8 protein-coding genes are annotated in these 20,132 nt (G+C 41.0%); 2 read left to right on the top strand and 6 right to left on the bottom strand.

The window, feature by feature from the left end:
• Positions 1-23: 23 nt before the first annotated feature.
• From V7K97_RS31440 to V7K97_RS31465, 6 genes are all read right to left on the bottom strand, one after another.
• The gene (locus V7K97_RS31440; protein WP_334804897.1) at positions 24-788 is read right to left on the bottom strand and encodes a class I SAM-dependent DNA methyltransferase; all 765 of its coding nucleotides are present in this window, start codon (positions 786-788) and stop codon (positions 24-26) included.
• A 38-nt stretch (positions 789-826) separates the two neighbouring features.
• The gene (locus V7K97_RS31445) at positions 827-9,643 is read right to left on the bottom strand and encodes a non-ribosomal peptide synthetase (RefSeq protein ID WP_334804898.1); all 8,817 of its coding nucleotides are present in this window, start codon (positions 9,641-9,643) and stop codon (positions 827-829) included.
• 30 nt (positions 9,644-9,673) lie between these two features.
• On the bottom strand, positions 9,674-10,714 hold the full coding sequence (locus V7K97_RS31450) for a TauD/TfdA family dioxygenase (RefSeq protein ID WP_334804899.1): 1,041 nt from the start codon (positions 10,712-10,714) through the stop codon (positions 9,674-9,676).
• A gap of 36 nt (positions 10,715-10,750) precedes the next feature.
• Entirely contained in the window at positions 10,751-11,662 is a 912-nt protein-coding gene (locus V7K97_RS31455; protein WP_334804900.1) for a hypothetical protein, read from the bottom strand.
• Between the two features lie 40 nt (positions 11,663-11,702).
• Positions 11,703-15,218: a condensation domain-containing protein gene (locus tag V7K97_RS31460; protein WP_334804901.1), complete on the bottom strand. Its 3,516-nt coding sequence runs from the start codon at positions 15,216-15,218 to the stop codon at positions 11,703-11,705.
• Positions 15,219-15,371: 153 nt separating this feature from the next.
• Positions 15,372-15,530, bottom strand: a complete 159-nt coding sequence (locus tag V7K97_RS31465; RefSeq protein ID WP_334804902.1) for a hypothetical protein — start codon at positions 15,528-15,530, stop codon at positions 15,372-15,374.
• A 677-nt stretch (positions 15,531-16,207) separates the two neighbouring features.
• On the opposite strand from V7K97_RS31465, the gene V7K97_RS31470 reads away from it, so the two are divergent.
• A complete protein-coding gene (locus V7K97_RS31470) occupies positions 16,208-18,892 on the top strand; it encodes a TonB-dependent siderophore receptor (RefSeq protein ID WP_334804903.1) in 2,685 nt (894 codons plus the stop codon).
• A gap of 110 nt (positions 18,893-19,002) precedes the next feature.
• The gene (locus V7K97_RS31475; protein WP_334804904.1) at positions 19,003-20,124 is read left to right on the top strand and encodes a PepSY-associated TM helix domain-containing protein; all 1,122 of its coding nucleotides are present in this window, start codon (positions 19,003-19,005) and stop codon (positions 20,122-20,124) included.
• Positions 20,125-20,132: the final 8 nt, after the last annotated feature.

Here is a 20,132-nt window from a genome sequence, read left to right on the forward strand (position 1 = left end):
CTTAAATGCCGATTAGCTTATACCTACTTATTTAGCGGTTTACGACAAACGAAGCAGGTAGTTTCAGATGCTTTATCTACTCCCAAATCACGGTTTATATCATAGATGTTAATTTCTGTAAATCCTGCATATTCCAGAGCCGATTTAACCTCTGCTTCTGAATGCAGTTTTAAGTAAAAACTTTTATCTGAACGTTCCCAGATGCCATTTATCAATTGTAATCTGGTAGTGTCTTTTCGACCTATTTTATTTTCTATATCGTAGCTTAAAATATCAACCCAGACATTATCATCTTTGACACCTCCAGCAGACTCACTATTTTTCCAACTTGATTCACACAATTCTTTTAGATACAATTCAAAGGCAAAAATACCGTTTCCCAACAAAGCATTATAAACATTTTGTAAGGCATTGTGTAATTCTTCAGTGCTGAGGACATAATTCAAAACACCATCTGTCGAAATAATTGCATGAAAAGTTGGCGGTAATTTAAAAAAGCGGACATCATCTAGAATAAATTTAGCATCTGGTGCATTCTCACGAGCAACATTAAGCATTCCTTCAGAGCTATCAAGCCCAGTTACTTGATAACCTCTTTTTAGGAGCCGTTGGGCAATTTGTCCTGTCCCACAACCCAGGTCAAAAATATGCGCTCCTTCGGGAATATTTTTGAGGATTAATTTGTCTATACACTCCAGCGCCATGTCGTGGCGTTCTAGTAGACTTTTCAAGTCGTAGATGGAAGCGATCGCATCATGATTAGTATTGCGTTCTTTTGAAGATATCAAGTATTTACCCTCCTTGTTAATGGAATTTATTTCTATTTCTAAAATTTTGATTTCTGAATCATTTCTGCCATTGCTACAACAAGTTTGCGATCACCTATATATGGATTTCGCCCGTGAGCAGTCAGCATATTATCTAACATCAAAATATCGTTTTTTTGCCAAGTAAAGCTAGTCTGAGACTGCTGATAAACTTCATTTATTTCTGCAATAGCTGAGTCTTCTATCGGAGTACCATCTCCGTAATAAACATTACGTGGTAGCTTTTTATCTCCAAAAGTAGACAATAAAGATTCCCGAACTTCTGCATCTAGATACGCTATATGGTGTAACTGAATTTGATTAAAAAATACAGGTTCGCTCGTTCTTGGATGTACTGCTAACGCTGGACGAACTTGGCGCGTAATTAGACTATTATTATCATACCATTCAAAATCAATTTTAGTCTGACGAAAATAATTTTCTACGATAGATTTGTCATCGGTACGAAAGAAATTTTGCCAGCTTACATCCAGACCATTGGTGTAGTGACGGACATACATTAATTGTTTTCTATCTAATCTTTCTCGCAACTTGGGATTGATGATTTTGTAAGCTTGGCGACAATCTATAATTGGTGTTTCTCCACCTTGTTGTGCTGGTTGCACACAGAAAAACCAAATTTTCAGAGGCCACTGGTGTAAATGAGAGCTTTCATTATGAAAAAGGATTGCTTTATCAGATGGATAAGGGGTAGAACCATAAACTTTACCACCTTCTCCAGTCCGAGGTAAATCACCATAATCAGCAAACAAGTTTGGAGAAATCGTTTGAGCAAAACTTTCAAATTCTGATACTGAATCTACATTGAAATCTCGAAACAATATTGCCCCATACTTTAATAATTCTGTCTGTATAAATTCCTGGTTAGTTTTAGCCCAAACGACTAAATCAATATCGTCTGTAGCTGGCTGAATTACGAGGGGAAATGTTTGCCCAGGTTGGAGATAATTAGTTTTTACCAATCTTTCTGGTAACAAGTTAACAGCTTTAGGAGTAATGCCGAGCAACTTTTTCTGATTAAAGGCTCTGCGTTCTTTTTTTTGGATAGCTTGTTGTTTTCTTTCAGCTTCGGTAAGCATTTCTAAGCTACCAATTCGAGCATCGGGTTGTGAAATTATACTGCTAATAAGTGTCTGGAAGTGACCAGTCATGCGAGTAATAATAGTAGCATCAAATAAGTCAGAGTTGTATTGCCACTTACCTGAAATTCCTTGCTCTGTTTCAGTCAGAAATAGTGCTAAATCAAATCTAGCCACTTTGTGTTCAATTTCCAACAAACTTAAGGTTAGCCCTGGTAATTCTAAAGGTGGCATGGGCGCATTTTGGAGAACAAATAATACCTGAAATAGTGGCGGAGTGTTGTTTAAATTCCGCTTAGGCTGTAGAGCTTTTACTAATTCCTCAAAAGGCAAGTCTTGATGAGCATAAGCTCCTAATGCTACTTGACGCACTCGCCCAAGCAACTCCCGAAAACTGGGATTTCCACTCAAGTCGGTGCGTAAGACAAGCAGATTCACAAAAAAGCCAATCAATAACTCAGTTTCAGCTAAGTTACGGTTAGCAACATCAGTACCAATTACGATGTCATCTTGATTTGTGTAACGTTGTAGCAATACCTGAAATCCTGCTAGCAAGGTCATAAATAAGGTGACACCCTGCTGGCGTGAGAGGGTTTGCAGTGCTAAGGACTCTTGAGAAGGAATTACAAAAGTTTGAGAACCACCCCGACGGGTTTTAATGTCTGCACGTGGACGATCTGATAACTGCATTACAGTGAGGTTGTTGCCTAATTGTTGCTTCCAATAGGCGAGTTGAGTTTCTAGTACCTCTCCTTGTAACCACTGTCTTTGCCATACAGCAAAATCTGCATACTGAATAGGTAAATCCGGGAGTGTGGCAGCCTCTCCAGTAGCAAAAGCTGTATACAAAGGTACGATTTCTTGGGTAATTACACCCGTTGACCAACCATCAGAAACGATGTGGTGCATCGTGAACAACAAGATATGTTCGGTTGCCGCCAATTTGAGTAAGCTAGCTCGTAATAACGGGCCATTACTTAAATCGAATGGTTTTTGCTGCTCTTCAAGGATAAGATTTTGGATGATTTCTGAAGCTGAATTTTGGATTGTTGTTAAATCTGCGATGGCCAATTTCAAATCGTATTTGTCATGAATTTGTTGAACTGTTTCCCCATTCAGTTTGCTAAAGGTGGTTCGCAATATTTCATGACGCTTGATAATTTCATTAACGCTTTGCTCTAAGGCGATTACATTCAGGCTACCAGTCAACTGCACTGCTGTCGATAAGTTGTAGATAACACTACCAGGTTGTAACTGTTCGAGGAACCAAAGACGCTGCTGTGCAAAGGATAGGGGCAGGAAATTGGACTGCGATCGCACAGAGATAACACGTACTTTTTCAGATGCTTTAGAAACAAGATTTGCTTCCAAAGTCTCAGATAAATTTTTGAGCGTAGGAGATGTGAACACTTCCACTAAGGATAACTCTACACCAAACTTGTTGCGGATGCGAGTTGCTAGTTGTGTTGCCGTGAGAGAATTACCACCCAATTCAAAGAAGTTATCGTAAATACTCACTTGTCCAACTCCAAGCAAATCTTGCCAAAGATTGGCAATTAATCGCTCAACCTCAGTTATAGGCTTTACCTCAACGGTATGTATCTGGGGACGAAGATTTTCTGGTACAGGCAGAGAACGACGGTTTACTTTACCATTAGATGTCAGAGGTAAGGCATTTAAGGGTATATATATAGAAGGCACCATGTAATCTGGTAGCTTCTGATGCAAGAAGTTTTGTAAGGTTGAATGTAGGTTGACAGGAGATTTAGTCTGGTCGAGAACAATATAAGCTATCAATTGCTTATTTTGTCCTGACTCTCCGAAAGCGTTGACTACTACTTCTTTAATCGTTGGATGTTGTTGCAAGACAACTTCAATTTCAGCCAGTTCAATGCGATAGCCATTGACTTTCACTTGGAAATCGTCGCGTCCTAAAAACTCAATATTGCCATCGGGTAAATATCGCCCTAAATCACCAGTTTTATACAATCGCTCTTGTGTTTGAGGATGAATGATAAAACTGGCATTGGTCTTTTCTGGACTTTTCCAATAACCCTGAGCTAGTCCAATACCACCAATATAAAGTTGTCCAGCAACCCATACAGGACATTGATCTAGCACTTCATTGAGTACATAAAAGCGCTGATTGGCCATTGGGCGACCGTAGGGGATGCTTTTCCAGGTCGGGTTAACAGATATAATTGGGTAGAAAATCGACCATATTGAAGCTTCTGTAGCACCACCCAAACTTAATACTTGCGCGTTCTCCCAAATTGCCCGGATTTGTTTTGGTAAAGTCAGTGGCAACCAATCTCCACTTAGCAACACCAAGCGTAAGGAAGTAGGGAGAACTTCTTTTTGACCATCTGCATACTCTAATAACATCTGCATTAAAGCTGGTACAGAGTTCCAGATAGTAACTTGGTGTTTAACTAGCAATTCTACCCAGTGTTCCGGGTTACGAGCGGCATCGGCATCAGGAATAACAATCGTTCCGCCAGCAGCTAAGATACCAAAGATATCATATACAGACAGGTCAAAGCTTAGAGATGATAGGGCAATAACTCGGTCTGTTGATTGGGCATGAAAACGCTGGTTAATGTCGAGGATGGTATTAACAGCGCCTTGATGGTCAATCATCACCCCTTTTGGCATTCCCGTGGAGCCAGACGTGTAGATGATGTAGGCTAATGAGGTTGGGGATAAATCAAAGAGGGGTTGGGACAAAGAGGCAGAAAGTTCTAACGTATCTGCACAGATGCGGGCGATCGCATCTGGCCATTCCAAAGCAGAGTCAAGCCACGATTGGGTGATAATTACCTGAACTTCTGCTTCTTGGAGTAGATGCCAACGGCGTTGTGCAGGAAGTCCAGGATCGATTGGTACGTAGGCAGCACCACAGGCAAGAATGCCCAAGGTGGCGACAATTTGTTCCCATCCTTTCTCCATAACTATTGCGATGATCTGGTTGGGACGAGTTCCCACCTGATGCAGTTGATGTCCTAGTTGTAAAGAGCGATCGCCTAATTCTTGATAAGTTAATGTGCGATCGTTGCTAATAACGGCGACTTTATCTTTGTGTAAAGCCACTTGGTCAAAAAACAAGGTATGGAGTAGGGGCGTGTGGCCAAATTGCTCTCTATAGGTTTCTAAAATTGGTGTTTCAGTAGCATTGATGGTTGCTATTTGTTCTACCTGTGATGCTGGCAGCAGTTGTCTTGTATGAGTTTGCCAGATTTCATCTTCATTTGCCAGACGCTCCAGTAAATGGCAGTAAGCTGCAAACATCTTATCCAAAAGTCCCACCGGGAAAAGTTCTTCCACAGCATTCCAGTAAAATACTAAGCCACCTGCTGCTTCGGAAACCACATGGTCTAGATAAACTTGAGGTGTTTGACTGCTACCGTAAACAGTTTCTCCCAGCCAATCAAGCGGAGAAGATAAATCTTGTGAGTCCTGGGACAAAGTACTGGTAAAGACAACAGGCATCAATGCCCCTAAATTTCGCTCCTGGATCTGGGCTAATTCTCGCAGAACTCTCACACCGCTAACATAACGGTGGTCTAAATCATCCCATAGTTGTTGTTGGATATGTTTAGCTCGAACTGCAAAGGAGTCCTGTGCTGAATTGTTGATCGCCAGTAAATTCAAGGATGTAAAATCTCCCACGACCTGATTGATTTGGGGATGCAAAGGCAGACGATTAAAAAGCGTCAAATTGATTGTAAATCGTGGGCTTTTACTCCAAACTGTCAGAATTTCTGCATAAGCAGCTAGCAAAATCCCTGAAGGCGTAACACCTGCTTGATTTGCCTTCCTCTGCAACTGCTGCCATGTTTCTGGCTCTAATTTTCCTGTCCGGCGTTGGAAACGAGGGTTTGTTACTGCAACTAAGTTTTTTTCTAAAGGTAGTTCAGGGGATGGTGGGAATGTAGCAAGACGGTTTTGCCAATACTCTAATGAGCGGCTGTAAAGTTGGGAATCTCGCAATGCAACTTCAGCTAATACATAGTCCCGAAATGAAAGTTCAATAGCAGTTGTCAGGCTGTCTGGGTTTTGCATCAGTTCGGCAAGTTCCCGACCAATAATTTGGTAACTCCAAGCATCACCAATTAATAAATCAAAACTGATGTGTAACCTGAATTTGTGATCAGTTAGCAAAGTAGCGCAAATTTCAAAAAGTGGCCACTGATCGGCAGGTAGGACTTGATGAGACATGCGATCGCAAATTTCCGCTAACCTAGAAGCGACTATTTCCAAACTTTTTCCCCGCAAGTCCAAAACTTTGATTTCATAACAAGGCACCTGCGGTAAGATTCGCTGTTGCCCATCAGGTTGCACAATTGCCCGCAGCATATCGTGACGCTCAATCAGGCGCTGCCAAGCTTTGGTAAATCTTTCTATATCTAAATTAAAACATTCTATTTCTCTATATGAATGAGTTGCCACATTGCTCAACTCAAAAGCCACATTGCGACCGATCCAGTAAGCTTGTTGAATGTCTGTGAGGGGGAAAGGTTGGTAACGCTCGTGGCGATTGGGGACAATTGACAATCCTAGCGTACAGTCGATTTTATCCTTCGTCTTTTCAATGCGTTCTGCCATTCCCGCAACTGTGGGTGCATCAAATAAACTCCGCAGAGGTAAATTTATTTGGAATGCTTCACGCATTTTGTAGATGACTTGCGTAGCCAGCAATGAGTGACCACCCAAATCAAAAAAGTTATCGTGGATGCCTACCCTCTCCACATCAAGGCACTCTGCCCAAATGTCAGCTAAGACCTGCTCAATTGGGTTGCGAGGAGCGACAAAAGGTTGTTCTAATTCTTGTTGTACTTGCTCTGGTGCTGGTAAAGAATTGCGGTTTACCTTCCCATTGGGTGTCAGTGGTAAAGCTTTCAGCATCACAAAGGCAGAGGGCAGCATATAATCAGGTAATCTTTCTTGTAGAAAGCTACGTAAATCACCCAATTTTGGATCTTGGGAAACTGTTTCTACATCAGGCACCACATAGGCAACTAAACGGCGATCGCCTGATTGATTTTCTCGTGCTACAACCACCGCTTCCCGCACAGATGGATGTTGACAAAGTACTGCTTCAATTTCGCCGAGTTCTATACGGAAGCCGCGAATTTTCACTTGGTTGTCGATGCGACCAAGAAATTCAATTGTGCCGTTTGGCAAATAACGACCTAAGTCACCAGTTTTGTAAAGTCGCTCTCCCGGTAAGTTGCTGTAGGGATGGGGAATAAACTTCAAAGCTGTTTGGTCTGGCTGATTGAGATAGCATCGAGCCAGACCCGCACCACCGATATAGATTTCGCCCTTAACTCCTATGGGAGCTAGTTTGTAGTTTTCTTCTAAGATATATACTTGGGTGTTAGCAATTGAGCGACCCAGGGGGACTGTTGCTGCCAAATAACGCTCCACTTGCCCAGGCACAATCTCTAGGGTACACACACCTACACAAGCTTCTGTCGGCCCATAATGATTGAAGATTAGACAATCTGGGGTATGGTGCTGAATTTGCTCAATCAACTGCCAACTAGCAACCTCACCACCCAGGATCAATTGCTGACGGGGCAAGATTAACTTAGCCGAAGAAGATGTCAAAAGCGAGGCTAGGTGAGAGGGAACAATTTTAAGACAATCGATTGGATGTTGGCGACAGTATTCTGCCAAGGCTGCTGAGTCAGTAGCACGCTGATATGATATTAAATGCAGACATCCTCCTGTACAAAGAGCAGGAAAGATAACGGTGTTACCCAAGTCGGCAGCCAAGGTGGAAACAGTGGCGAAGTTGATACCGGCTGGCAGGTTTAACCTATCTATAATGGCATTGACGTAATTAAGAAGTTGTTGATGTGCGATCGCAACTCCCTTGGGTTTACCTGTAGAACCAGAGGTGAACAGTACATAAACTAGATTCTCAGGTGTCACAACACTGCTGGGATTTTCATCTTGGTTTTGACCAATAACTTCCCAATCTGTATCTAAACAGATTACCTTGGCTGCATCTGTTGGCAAGATATCTAGCCACCGCTGTTGTGTCAAGATGATATCTACTTGGATATTTTGCAAGCGTAAGTTGAGACTTCCCTGTGGCAAAGTTGGATCTAGCGGTAAGTATGCGCCACCAGCTTTGAGGATTCCTAATAATCCAATCATCATTTCTAGCGATCGCTCTGTGCAAAGTCCAACTACAACTTCTGCCTTAACTCCTCGTTGCTGCAAGTAGTGAGCTAGTTGATTGACTTTGCTGTTCAACTGTGCATAGGTTAGTTGATCGTCTTCAAAGACAACGGCAATGTTATCAGGTGTTTTTTGTGCCTGTTCTTCAAATAGTTGGTGAATACACTTAGTTTGGGGATAATTGCGCTGATTATTATTCACCTCGTATAGCAATTGTTGTCTCTCAATTTGACTGAGAATTTCCAACTCACTGATTGTCGCATCTGGATTCGCGATCGCGCTAGCCAACAAAGTCTGAAATTGCTCTATCAAACGTTTAATGTCTTCTGTCTGGAATACGTTGGAGTCGTAGTGCAATGCTGCTGTTAATTTGTCATTTTGACGCAGACAAGAAAGTTTTAGTGTGAACCGCTCAATATATGCATACTGTTGATAAATTGTCAATGATACATCAGCAGCTATATACTTAGCTGGCTGTGACTGAAAATCAAAACAAAGCGGGAAGAAGCGTAATGTATTTGGTATTAATCCTGCTATCTGTTCCCAATTAAAATAATCTTGTAATTTATCTAATTGCTGAATAAGTTCATTATTTCTATATATAATTTCTTTGATTTTAGATGTTGATTTTATCTGAATATGTAACGGTAAATTTTTAGCACATAGCCCGATAGCTGTCTCTAATTCTTGATATTTTCTCCCGGTGAAAGCCATGCCTATTGTGAGATTTTCTTGCTTAGTTAAACGCCAAACTAACACCTGCCAACAAGCCAATAAAAACTCAAGCGTTGAAGTATTCTCATGTTGAGTTAGGATGTCAATTTGTTTGATTAATTCAGGAGCGATCGCAAAACTTTGTGTTTGCGGTTTAAATACTAATTCCTCAGCAGACTTTTTTTCAAAAGGAAGTTTTAATCCTTGCAAATTCAACCAAATATCCTGTTTTAGCCAATAGTCTCTACCGGCTTCTGTCTCTGCTCCTTCCAACAATTCATTTTGCCATTCAGCCAGGTCTGCATATTGCAATGGTTCGTTCTCTAGTTCTTCACCCTGTAACCAGGCTGCATAAGACTGACTAATTTCTTGCACCAAAATTTTCAATGTCGCAATATCTGCACAAAGGGCTGGTAAGCTCACAATTAATACATACTTGGATGCCGATAAAGTCACTAAAGATAGTTGTAAAGGAGAACCCTGTACTAAATCAAAAGGCTGTTGACTGACTTGATGAAATAATGCTGTCAGTGAGTCTTCTTGCTCTTGAGGTGTCAAACTGCTCAAATCATAAGTCTTATCCAAATTGATCTTCTGCTTCCCAATTACCTGCAATGGGATAGTCATTCCAGGCAAAGAATGAAAGTTGGTACGGAGGATTTCATGGCGATTGACAACTTTTTCTAAGACTAATTTCAAGATATTGACATCTAAATCTCCCTCAATCAAAACAGCACACTGAGAACGATAAGGAAGGTTATCAATTTCTTGCAATTGCCACAGATGTTTTTGCTGGGGTGAGAGTCGAAAACCTTGCATTTCCTCTAGCATTTTGATTCTCCGTACTTGGCACTAAATATCTTAATTACTAAATTGTTCTGCCATTCCCACTACGACTTTTCGCGCTCCCAGAAATGGCATCCGTCCATGTGCTGTGAGCATATTATCGAGCATTAAAATATCTCCAGCTTGCCAGGGAAAAATAACCATTTCTTGTTGGTAAGCAGAGCGAATTTCATCTAGCACGGCAGGTTCAATCGCTGAACCATCACCGTAATAAGTATTATGGGGCAAATCTGCTTCTGAAAACTCTGCTAATAATGCTTCGCGGATGCTTGGTTCCAAAGTTGAGACATGAAAGAAGGCAGCGTGATTAAACCACAGTATTTCATTTGTTTGTGGGTGTGTAGCAACCGCCTGACGAACTTGACGGGTTCTCAAGCGATTACCCTCTTTCCACTCGAACTCAATGCCATTGCTACGACAAAATGCTTCTACCTCAGATGGATTGGTTGTTTGAAAAACTGTTTGCCAAGGTAAGCCAAAGCCGTCGCCAAAGTTACGGACGTACATGACTCCTTTTTGTTTGAAGCGATCGCAAATCTTACCATCAATCCGTTGCCACAATTTGCGAGTGTCTGCAATTGGTGTTTCTCCTCCTTGTTGTGCAGGCTGAATACAAAAAAAGAAAATCTTTAAAGGCCAGGTTTTGGCGTAAGAAAGTTCGCTGTGCAGAAAAATACTGGAGTTAGCAGGATAGTCAGTTGAAGTATAAATATTACCTTGGATTGGACTGCGTGGTGAAGAGCGATCGCGATATTCCAGCAACTCCCCAGTCACGCTTTTGATAAACTGCTCAAACTCCAAGTAGTTCTTCACCTGAAAATTCCGAAACAGGATTCCTCCATGCTTAAATAGATAATTTGTAATCAACTCCCGATTACTCGCTGCCCAAGCAACTAAATTCACTACATCTACAGTGGGTTCGATAAGCAAAGGAAGTGAATTTCCTGTCACTAAAGGTACTGCTTTAATCAATTTGGCTGCAGAAACATTGACACCTTGCCGTTTAATCATCCGTAACTCATTGAAGCTAAGTTTTGGGGACTCTGAAATTTCCATAATTTGTCTTTTATAGTTCTTATTATTTACCCATTACTATTTGTTTTCAATATTGGTAGTTAAATCCATTACTTGCCTACTTGGTAAATCAACTTCAGGGAATTTTATACCTAGCTCTTCTAGTGAACTTACACCAAGTATTTCTAAAACGGACGGTTGTAATGTATTATTCTCAATAATGTTGCTACCTTCGTTATTATTTCCTTTATAAGTAATAACTAGGTTATGGTAAAAGTGTATAGCAACAATATGTTTATCAAGATAGGACGGAGAGTACCCAGGGTTCAAAAACTCTTGATAGTTTAAGCCATCAGTTAATCTTTTGTACATAGCCATTATGGTGTGAGATGCGTTTAAATCAATGCTGCCACCAACGTTCACATGATTGGATAGAAAAACACTTTTTTCACTTAAGCTTGACCATTTTTCTCCCAGGCTTGGCCAATAAGATATATGAGTATTTTCTTCCGCATAAATACCAGCATCATTCAGCAAAGGAAACAGAATATTAAATGTTTTGACCCGATGCTCATTTACTGAGCTACCGTCAACAATTATAATATCCATTTTTCCTGTTTCAGCTATAATTTTTTCTAAGAAATTTTTATCCTCTTGACTACCTTGAAATATTTGAATAGAGTTTGACTCTAATGATTTTTTATCTACGATATCAATACCGTAAATCATACTGTTTGGAAAATAGCTTCTCCACATTCTTAAAGAATCGCCTCCAGCTTTAGGATCATCATAACCCCCTATACCAATCTCAAGTATCTTTAGTTTTTTCAGCCTTAACGGAGCAAAATGCTTTTGATAATGTTGAGCAAATCGATGATTATCACTCCATTTAACATCGTTATATAGAGATGACAATTTTATTAAATCCTTGCGATAAATTACTTCTTTGAAGTTGTTTACTAAATTATTGAGCAACTGGACTAAGTTCATTGATGTACTCCCATATATTTAAATGAGTCTCTTGGCATTATTATGCTCTATAAATAGATTTACGCTTAGTTAGCTTCAGTTTTTCCAACGAAGTGTATTCCATTTCTTTCTCTTTAATTTGCTGTTGCTCTTTCTCAGAAGCAACAAGGATTTCAGCTAACTCATTCAGTCTAATTTCTGGTTGTTCAACAACATTGCGTAGCAGGATTTCAAAATCTTTAATCATTCTCGCAATAGTCTTGTGATCAAACAACTCTGTTTTGTACTCTAATGAGCCGTTAAAGCCTTCTGAACTTTCCCAAATGCTGAATTTTAAATCAAACTTAGATGTGCCGCTATCAACCTCTAGAGGATGCAGAGTTAGTTCTGGAAGTTCTATAGATGGAATGGGAGCATTTTGCAGAATAAACATCACTTGAAACAATGGATTGTGGCTTAAATCCCGCTCCGGGTGTAATTCTTCCACTAACTTTTCAAAGGGTAATTCTTGATGAGCATAAGCACCTAAAGCCACTTCGCGTACCCGCGCTAACAACGCCCGAAAACTCGGATTACCCGATAGATTGGTACGCAGCACGAGGGTATTGATAAAAAACCCTATTAGCCCTTGAGTTTCTGATCTGGTACGACCTGCAACAGGCGAACCAACTAAGATTTCCTGTTGGTTTGTATAACAGTACAACAACGTTTTAAATACTGCAATGAGTGTCATAAACTGAGTGACACCCTCTCGCTGATTTAATTCTTTTACTGCCTCACTTAAAGCTTTGGGAAAGGCTAGAAATTGCTTTTTACCAGTGAAGGTTTGTATCCCTGGTCTTGGTCTGTCTGTAGTCAGTTGCAGTACTGATAGATTACCACTCAACTGCTGTTTCCAGTAATCAAGTTGGGTATGAAGAATCTCTCCTTGGAGCCATTTTCTCTGCCAATCAGCAAAATCTGCGTACTGGATGGGAAGTTTAGAAAGTGGTGAAGGTAAACCATGAGAAATGGCTTGGTAAATCGCTGCTAGTTCTTGAATCAGAATACCAATAGACCAACCATCTGCAATAATGTGGTGCATGGTAAAGAGTAATATATGCTCCTCTGGTTTCAAATAGAGAAGTTGAACTCGCAGCAGTGGCGACTCTGATAAATCAAAGGATTTTTGAGCAAACTCCGTGGCGACGCGCAAAGCCTCAGCCAGGGTTGCTTCTGGTAATTCCAAAACTGGTAGTGTCAACTTCACATTTGGAGCAATCACCTGAACCGGTCGCCCTTTGATAGCTAAAAAGCTAGTTCGCAAGGCTTCGTGACGCTCCACGACTTCGTTCAGACTTTGTTCTAATGTTTCCTGATGAAGCTTCCCAGTTAAACGTACTGCAATGGGAACATTGTAGAAGGGGTTATCAGGTTCTAATTCGTTAAGAAACCACAAGCGCTCTTGAGAAAGACATAGGGGTAGTTCTTGATTGCGAGGAATAGGCTTTAGTGGTGGTTCTGAGGGTTTTGTAGTTGTTAATTGAGAAAGAATTTGCATTGCTAGCAGAAGGACACTAGCATCATGGAAAAAATCTTCGATGGATATTGTTACCCCAAAGTCTACCTGAATTCGATTTTTCACATCGAAGACTATTAAGGAATCGAGTCCCAAGGTATTTAGTGGTTGTTCTGGTTTAACTTGGGAAATTGCAACTTTTAGTATCTGAGCAATTTGTTTTTGTAAGTAAGATATCAGCAATGGTAGGCGTGCTTCTGGTGCTGTTGCCATAATTGCTTCGCGGCTCAGATTCGTCTCATTCTCAAAGTCATCTGCACTATCCAGGATACTCTGGCTGATAACTTCTAGCTTGTTTGCCAAAAAATTAGCTTTTGTTGCACGGCGTTGAATTTTGCCGCTAGAAGTTTTGGGAATACTACCTGGTTTGATTAAGATTACTGCATATACTTGCACCTCATGTATTTCTGCAACCGCCTGACGAATTGCTGTAGTAACTTCTTCAAAATTCGGTTTGGCACGAAACTCTAATTCCTGCACCACTACTAGCCGTTCTTCATGAGCAACTTCTACCGCAAAAGCTGCACAGCTACCTAAACGCAATGATGAATGACTGCATTCTGTAATTAGTTCGATGTCTTGTGGGTAGAGATTACGACCTCTGATGATAATTAAATCTTTGGCTCTACCTGTAATGAAGAGTTCTCCATTGTGCAAAAAGCCTAAGTCACCAGTACGTAAAAATGGCCCTGATGCTGTACTAACTTCTGTGTCTTGAAGATAGGCGTGAAATATTTGCTCTGTCTCTTGTTGGCGATGCCAATAACCTTGCCCAACACTAGAACCTGATACCCAAATTTCTCCAACTTCGTCAGGTTGACAACGGGTAAAAGTCTCTGGGTTGGCGATCGCAATTTGTTGTTGTGGTAAAATTTGACCACAACTGACAAAACTTTGAATATCTTCACTATCAGTATTTGCTTCAACAACCCGGTTTCTGGAAAGTGCAGATTTGACAACTGTTTTGCAAGGAGGTACAGCTTTCTTGCTCCCGCCAGAAATCATTAGGGTTGCTTCCGCCATCCCATAACAGGGGTAAAATGCTTCCGGGCGAAAGCCACACTCTGCAAAAGCCTCTGCAAACCGTTCTAGTGTATCCTGCCGAATGGGTTCAGCCCCATTAAATGCAACACTCCAACTACTTAAATCAAGGGTTTCTTTTTGCTCAGGGGTAATCTTTTGAATACACAATTCATAAGCAAAGTTAGGACTACCGCTAGTAGTACCTCTGTAGCGAGAAATTGCCTGCAACCAGCGATAAGGTCGTTGTAAAAAAGCAGTTGGGGACATGAAGATGCAAGGAAATCCCCCATACAAAGGTTGTAAAATGCCACCAATCAGCCCCATATCATGATAAACCGGTAGCCAAGAAACAAATTTACTATTAGGAGAATGTTCCATAATTTGGTAAGTCATGGCGGCGTTGTGGAGCAAATTGCCGTGACTGAGCATGACTCCCTTTGGTGTCCCTGTAGAACCAGATGTATATTGCAAAAAAGCTAAGGTATCTGGATTGATTTTAGCTGGTTGCCAAGCATCTTCTACACCTGGCGCTATATCGTCTGTAGTCAACCACTTGAGACTTTCTAGGTTTGTTCCTTGTGCAAATATCGATTGTAATGTGGGGAGCATCGCTGTTGTGGTCAGAGCAATGCTAGGTTGTGCATCTGTAGTAATAGCGCTTATTCTGGGTATTTTGCGTTGATTGCGAGGTGGATAAGCCGGAACTGCAACAACTCCAGCGTATAGACAACCAAAAAAAGCAGTTAAGTAATCTAGTCCAGGTGGATAAAGTAATAAGGCTCGTTCTCCATTTAAGTTTAAAGCTTGGAGTTGAGATGCGATCGCACAAGAGCGCCGATGGAGTTGTTGATAAGTCAGTGTTGATTGTTGGGTTTCTCCATCTTCAAGGAAGGTGAAAGCAATTGTATCTGGCTGCGTCAAGCTTCTTTGATGCAGAAGATTAACAACTGTGAAGTTATGGTCAATTTCTTTGAAGTCCTTGATTTGTATAGCCATTTGACTTTCCAGAACTAGATGCACTCTTGCTTAAACACTGCTGCGACACATTCAACTTGTATCCCACCAAAATGAGAACGCGGATATCGATCGCATTTCACAAGTAAGTTTTCATCCCACAATTGGGACTTTCTATTAACTAAGATACAGCCCTTACCCTGATGGGTTCCCAGCCTCTAGGCTAGGAACCCATTCTGGGAGGGCTGCCGCCTCCAATAGCTTGACGAGAGGCAGCAGCCCATTCAGAATACATTCCCAGCCTCCAGGCTGGGAACGAGGCGACACAAGCCTTTGCACTTTTCTTAGTGCCATTCGCTTTTGACCTCTTTTAGGAGAACCTAAAGAAGGGAGTCTTTAGCGAAATACTAGATGCTATTGCAAACCACAACTCAATAAATTTTTATAATTTTATTGAGAGCTATTTTCAACTACTTTGCTTACTTTAGAGGAGACTATCTCTTTATGCAACTAGTAATTGATAGGTAATACTTATATATTTAGGCAAAAAATTAGCTTTTATTTTAAGTAACGCTGTTTTTGGTCAGCGATCGCAGCAAATGATCAGGTTTCTGCCTCTCAAAAGGCATTACTCGTCAGAGATTGGAAACGAGAGAAGCTCTCGGAGTTTGCTATGAACTGCCTTTACACCAATAGTTGCTACTGCAACCAGACTTTTATGTTCAATTTTAAAGCATAAAAATATACTTTTGATTACTGAGCTAATTATTTAAAGGTCTTTCAAATGTTTACAAAAAACGCATTTTGCCTAATAATACCTGTCTGATAGATGTATTAATTTAAGCACATCTACCCAAGACACGATCTGTCTTATGGCTTTAGAGACTGAAAAATTGATAATAACTCTCAAATATATTGCGATAGATTCTCACTTTACTTTATGGCTAAAATAGTTTAATTTCAGATTTGAAATGAAAAAATTTTCTATTAAGCCCTAAGGGTACTAGTAGACCGTGAGGATCTGAATTGGAATGAAACTGAAAAAATTGCTTCCCTACCTGTTGTTAACAAGCTCTTTGACTGTATCGATCGCAACTGCTGCTAGAAGTGAAGAAGTAGGGATAGGTGTATCAGAGCATCTCAAGTCAACTCCAACAGATGCTAATTCCAATCAACCATTCACTGTCGAAGCAATCAGAGGGATTCAGCGAATCAGTGAGCTAGTGCATCCTGACAAAAGTGCCTCCTTGTTAGTGCAGTCACCAACATCACCAAACACGCCACCAACTTCAGTTGTGCAAGTTACTTCAGTTAAGGCAAATCCTACTGCCAAAGGTCTGGAGATTATTTTACAGACTACCAAAGGAGAACAGTTGCAACTAGTCAATCGCAGTGCTGGTAGCAATTTCATCACTGACATTCCCAATGCTCAACTCCGCCTAGCATCGGGCGAAGCATTCACATTCCGCTCTGAAAAACCAATTGCAGGTGTAACTGAGATAACAGTTACTAACTTTGATGCCAATACTATTCGAGTGACAGTGATTGGTGAGGGAAGTGTACCAACAGTCGAGTTGTTTGATAGTCCGAATGAGGGTCTGATCTTTTCTGTGGCTAGTGCAGCATCGTTGGCGCAACAACAACCGCAAACCCAACCAACTCCTGAACAACAAAAGCCAGGGAATCAAACACAGCCAACTCAACCATCAGCTTCGGGTGATGAACCGATTGAGTTGGTAGTCACGGGTGAACAGGATGGATATAGTGTACCAGATAGTACAACTGCGACTAAAACTGATACTCCTCAACGTGACATTCCTCAGTCAATTCAAGTTATTCCCCAACAAGTTATTAAGGATCAGCAAATCACCCGGATTAGCGATGTTGCACGCAATGTGAGTGGTGTTTCACTACTAGGTAGTTATGGTGCTGACACAGATAACTATATTATCCGGGGATTTCTAACTTACGATAACCTGAGAAATGGTTTCCAAGCAGGAGATAACTATATCGATCCGAACACCGTTGAACGAGTCGAAGTTCTCAAAGGTCCAGCTTCAGTGCTATATGGTCAATTTGAACCGGGTGGTGTGGTCAATTATGTCACCAAACAACCCCTTGCAACTCCCTATTATGCAAGTGAATTTACAGTGGGAAGTTACAGTTATTACAAATCCTCAATCGATATTTCTGGACCACTTACCCCTGACAAAAAGTTGTTGTATCGCTTGAATGTTGGCTATGAAAATTCTGGGAGTTTTATAGATTTTGTTAACGCCCAATATTTCTCAATAGCACCGGTATTGTCCTATAAGATCAGCGATAATACCAATTTGACTTTTGAATATGAGCATACTAGTCAAAATCGAACATTTCTGGATGGGTTGCTACCTGTTTCTCAATCTTTTCAAGTTCCCATCAGTCGTTTTTTAGGAGAACCAAGCACCGATAAGTACAATGTTGACTCTAATGCATTTTACTTGACTTTAGATCATACCTTCAGTGAAAATTTACGGCTGCGTAGTGCCTTTTCAGCATACCTTACTACTTCTGGCTATAATGAAGTTGTCCGACCAAGCTCACTGGAAGCGGATGGTCAGACAATATCGCGAACCCTTGCGGCAGGTCCCGGTTCCCATCAAACATTTGACCTGCAAAATGAATTAATCAGCAAGTTCAAAACTGGTTCCATTAATCATCAGCTTCTCCTGGGTTTAGAGTTCAGTTGGGATGCCAATTTTGGTGATTTCCTTCGCACTGCCGCTCCTAGTATTAATCTTTTCAATCCAGTATATGGTGCGCCACTGCCAACCAGTTTCGTGGATACGGCTCAGAACGGGTGGACTAAGACCAATACTACAGGTATTTACTTGCAAGATCAGGTAACATTACTTTCTAATTTGAAGCTCCTGGTTGGTGGAAGATATGATTTTGTCAGCTACGGCGATAGAGGCATAGACTTGAATAATAATGGTGCATTGGCTTATGCAGATAACTTTTACGATGAAGCTTTTTCACCCCGTGTGGGACTAGTTTACCAACCGATAAAACCAATCTCTCTATACGCCAGTTATAGCGAGTCTTTTGCACCCAACAACACCCTATCAGCTAACCAAGCACAATTACCACCTTCTCGTGGAACCCAGTATGAAGCAGGTATTAAAACCGAGGTATTCGATGGTAAGCTTTCGGCAACACTTGCAGTATACAATATTACCAAAACTAACGTACCTACAACCGATCCAAATAATACTGATTACTCAATTGCAGCTGGAGAAGTCAAGAGTCAAGGTATTGAATTCGATATTTCTGGGCGAATTTTACCTGGGTGGAATGTAATTGCATCCTTTGCCCATAACGATACCTTTGTCAGCAAGGATAATGTCCTACCTATAGGTGACAGATTGGTTGCGGTGCCCAGAAATACTGCTAGCTTCTGGACAACCTATGAAATTCAAAGTGGTTCCTTCAAAGGATTCGGATTTGGTGGAGGACTGTTTTTTGTCGGCGATGTCGAAGCCAATCTACCAAACGATGGAGTTGTCCTTCCTTCCTATGTCAGAACTGATGCCTCTATTTTCTATAAAAAGGAAAATTGGCGATTTGGTCTCAACATCAAGAATCTTTTTGACACTACGTATTACTATTCTCAAGGTTACTATCTGCGTCCCGGAGATCCCTTGACTGTTCTGGCGACGATTTCCGTACAGTTTTGATTCCACCCTAACCCTCCCCTTTATAAGGGGAGGGAACATGATTTTTCTTCCCCCCAATATATCGGGGGGATTGAGGGGGGTAAAAAATCCAACTTACTTTCGTGGCGATTATGAATCGGAAAAAACTACGCTCTATCGTTTTTTACCTGCACAGATATATCGGTTTTTTTGTTGGACTATTGCTAATTTTCATTGGGTTAACAGGTAGCTTGTTAGTGTTCGAGCAAGATTTTGACCACTTTATGATTAGTCAACAGTATGGACACATTACTCCCCAACAGGTGCAGTTATCTCCAGAGTCTGTGGTGAATACAATTGAGGCGAAGTATCCCGCGCGAGGTGATTTCCATCTTTTTCGGATTTATTTGCCAGATACTCCTTCTTCTCCCTACGTGGGGCAGTTGTCATCAACTGATGTGGAAAGGACAGAGGTTTTTGTCAACCCTTATACAGGCAAAATTATCGGTGAGCGGATATCGGATAAAACTCTAATTGGTCTAATACTGAATTTTCACTACAGCTTGATGGCAGGTCAAACCGGAACTGTAATTGTTGGCATTGCTGCCTTTTTAATGTGTATACTCACCATCACAGGTTTAGTTCTCTGGCCTGGTTGGTGCAGATTGATTGCAGGCTTCAAAATCAAGTTTGATGCTCATCCCAAGCGGGTGAATTTTGACATTCACAAAGTGGCTGGCATTATCACTGTAGTTTTTTTATTCTTTACTGGCTTTACAGGTTTTTGCTGGAACTTCTACGATTTGACTGAGCCGATTATTTACGCTGTCACATTCACCTCAAAACCATCCGAGCCAGTATCCAAGGCAATTCCTAGTAAATCAAGCTTAGGGTTGACAGAACAACTGAAAATTGCTGATGCTGCCTTACCTGGTGCTGTTACCAAAAGCATTTATTTTCCTAGTAAACCAGAAGAGGCTCTACGAATTAACATGAAGCTACCGCAGGAAAGTTCATATGACGCTAATAGTAATGTTTATCTCGACCAGTACAGTGGTGATGTTTTGCGAGTTGAGAATCCTTTAAAGATGCCATTGGGCGATCGCGTCCTCAACTCTTTTACTCCCCTACACTACGGTACATTTGGTGGTTTGTTTACCCGCATTCTCTACGTATTTATCGGCTTATCACCATTGATTTTATTTATAACTGGCTTTGTCATGTACCGACATCGCTACCAGGAAAAATCTATCCGCCATAAACCTATAATTTAAGACTCATA

It is taken from the genome of Nostoc sp. (assembly GCF_036917815.1).
Classification (GTDB): Bacteria; Cyanobacteriota; Cyanobacteriia; order Cyanobacteriales; family Nostocaceae; genus Nostoc.

Excerpts from the sequence above, each read along its gene's own strand:
- V7K97_RS31445 (WP_334804898.1), bottom strand. The coding sequence starts at position 9,643 with ATGCTAGAGGAAATGCAAGGTTTTCGACTCTCACCCCAGCAAAAACAT.
- V7K97_RS31450 (WP_334804899.1), bottom strand. The coding sequence starts at position 10,714 with ATGGAAATTTCAGAGTCCCCAAAACTTAGCTTCAATGAGTTACGGATG.
- V7K97_RS31455 (WP_334804900.1), bottom strand. The coding sequence starts at position 11,662 with ATGAACTTAGTCCAGTTGCTCAATAATTTAGTAAACAACTTCAAAGAA.
- V7K97_RS31460 (WP_334804901.1), bottom strand. The coding sequence starts at position 15,218 with ATGGCTATACAAATCAAGGACTTCAAAGAAATTGACCATAACTTCACA.
- V7K97_RS31465 (WP_334804902.1), bottom strand. The coding sequence starts at position 15,530 with ATGGCACTAAGAAAAGTGCAAAGGCTTGTGTCGCCTCGTTCCCAGCCT.
- V7K97_RS31470 (WP_334804903.1), top strand. The coding sequence starts at position 16,208 with ATGAAACTGAAAAAATTGCTTCCCTACCTGTTGTTAACAAGCTCTTTG.
- V7K97_RS31475 (WP_334804904.1), top strand. The coding sequence starts at position 19,003 with ATGAATCGGAAAAAACTACGCTCTATCGTTTTTTACCTGCACAGATAT.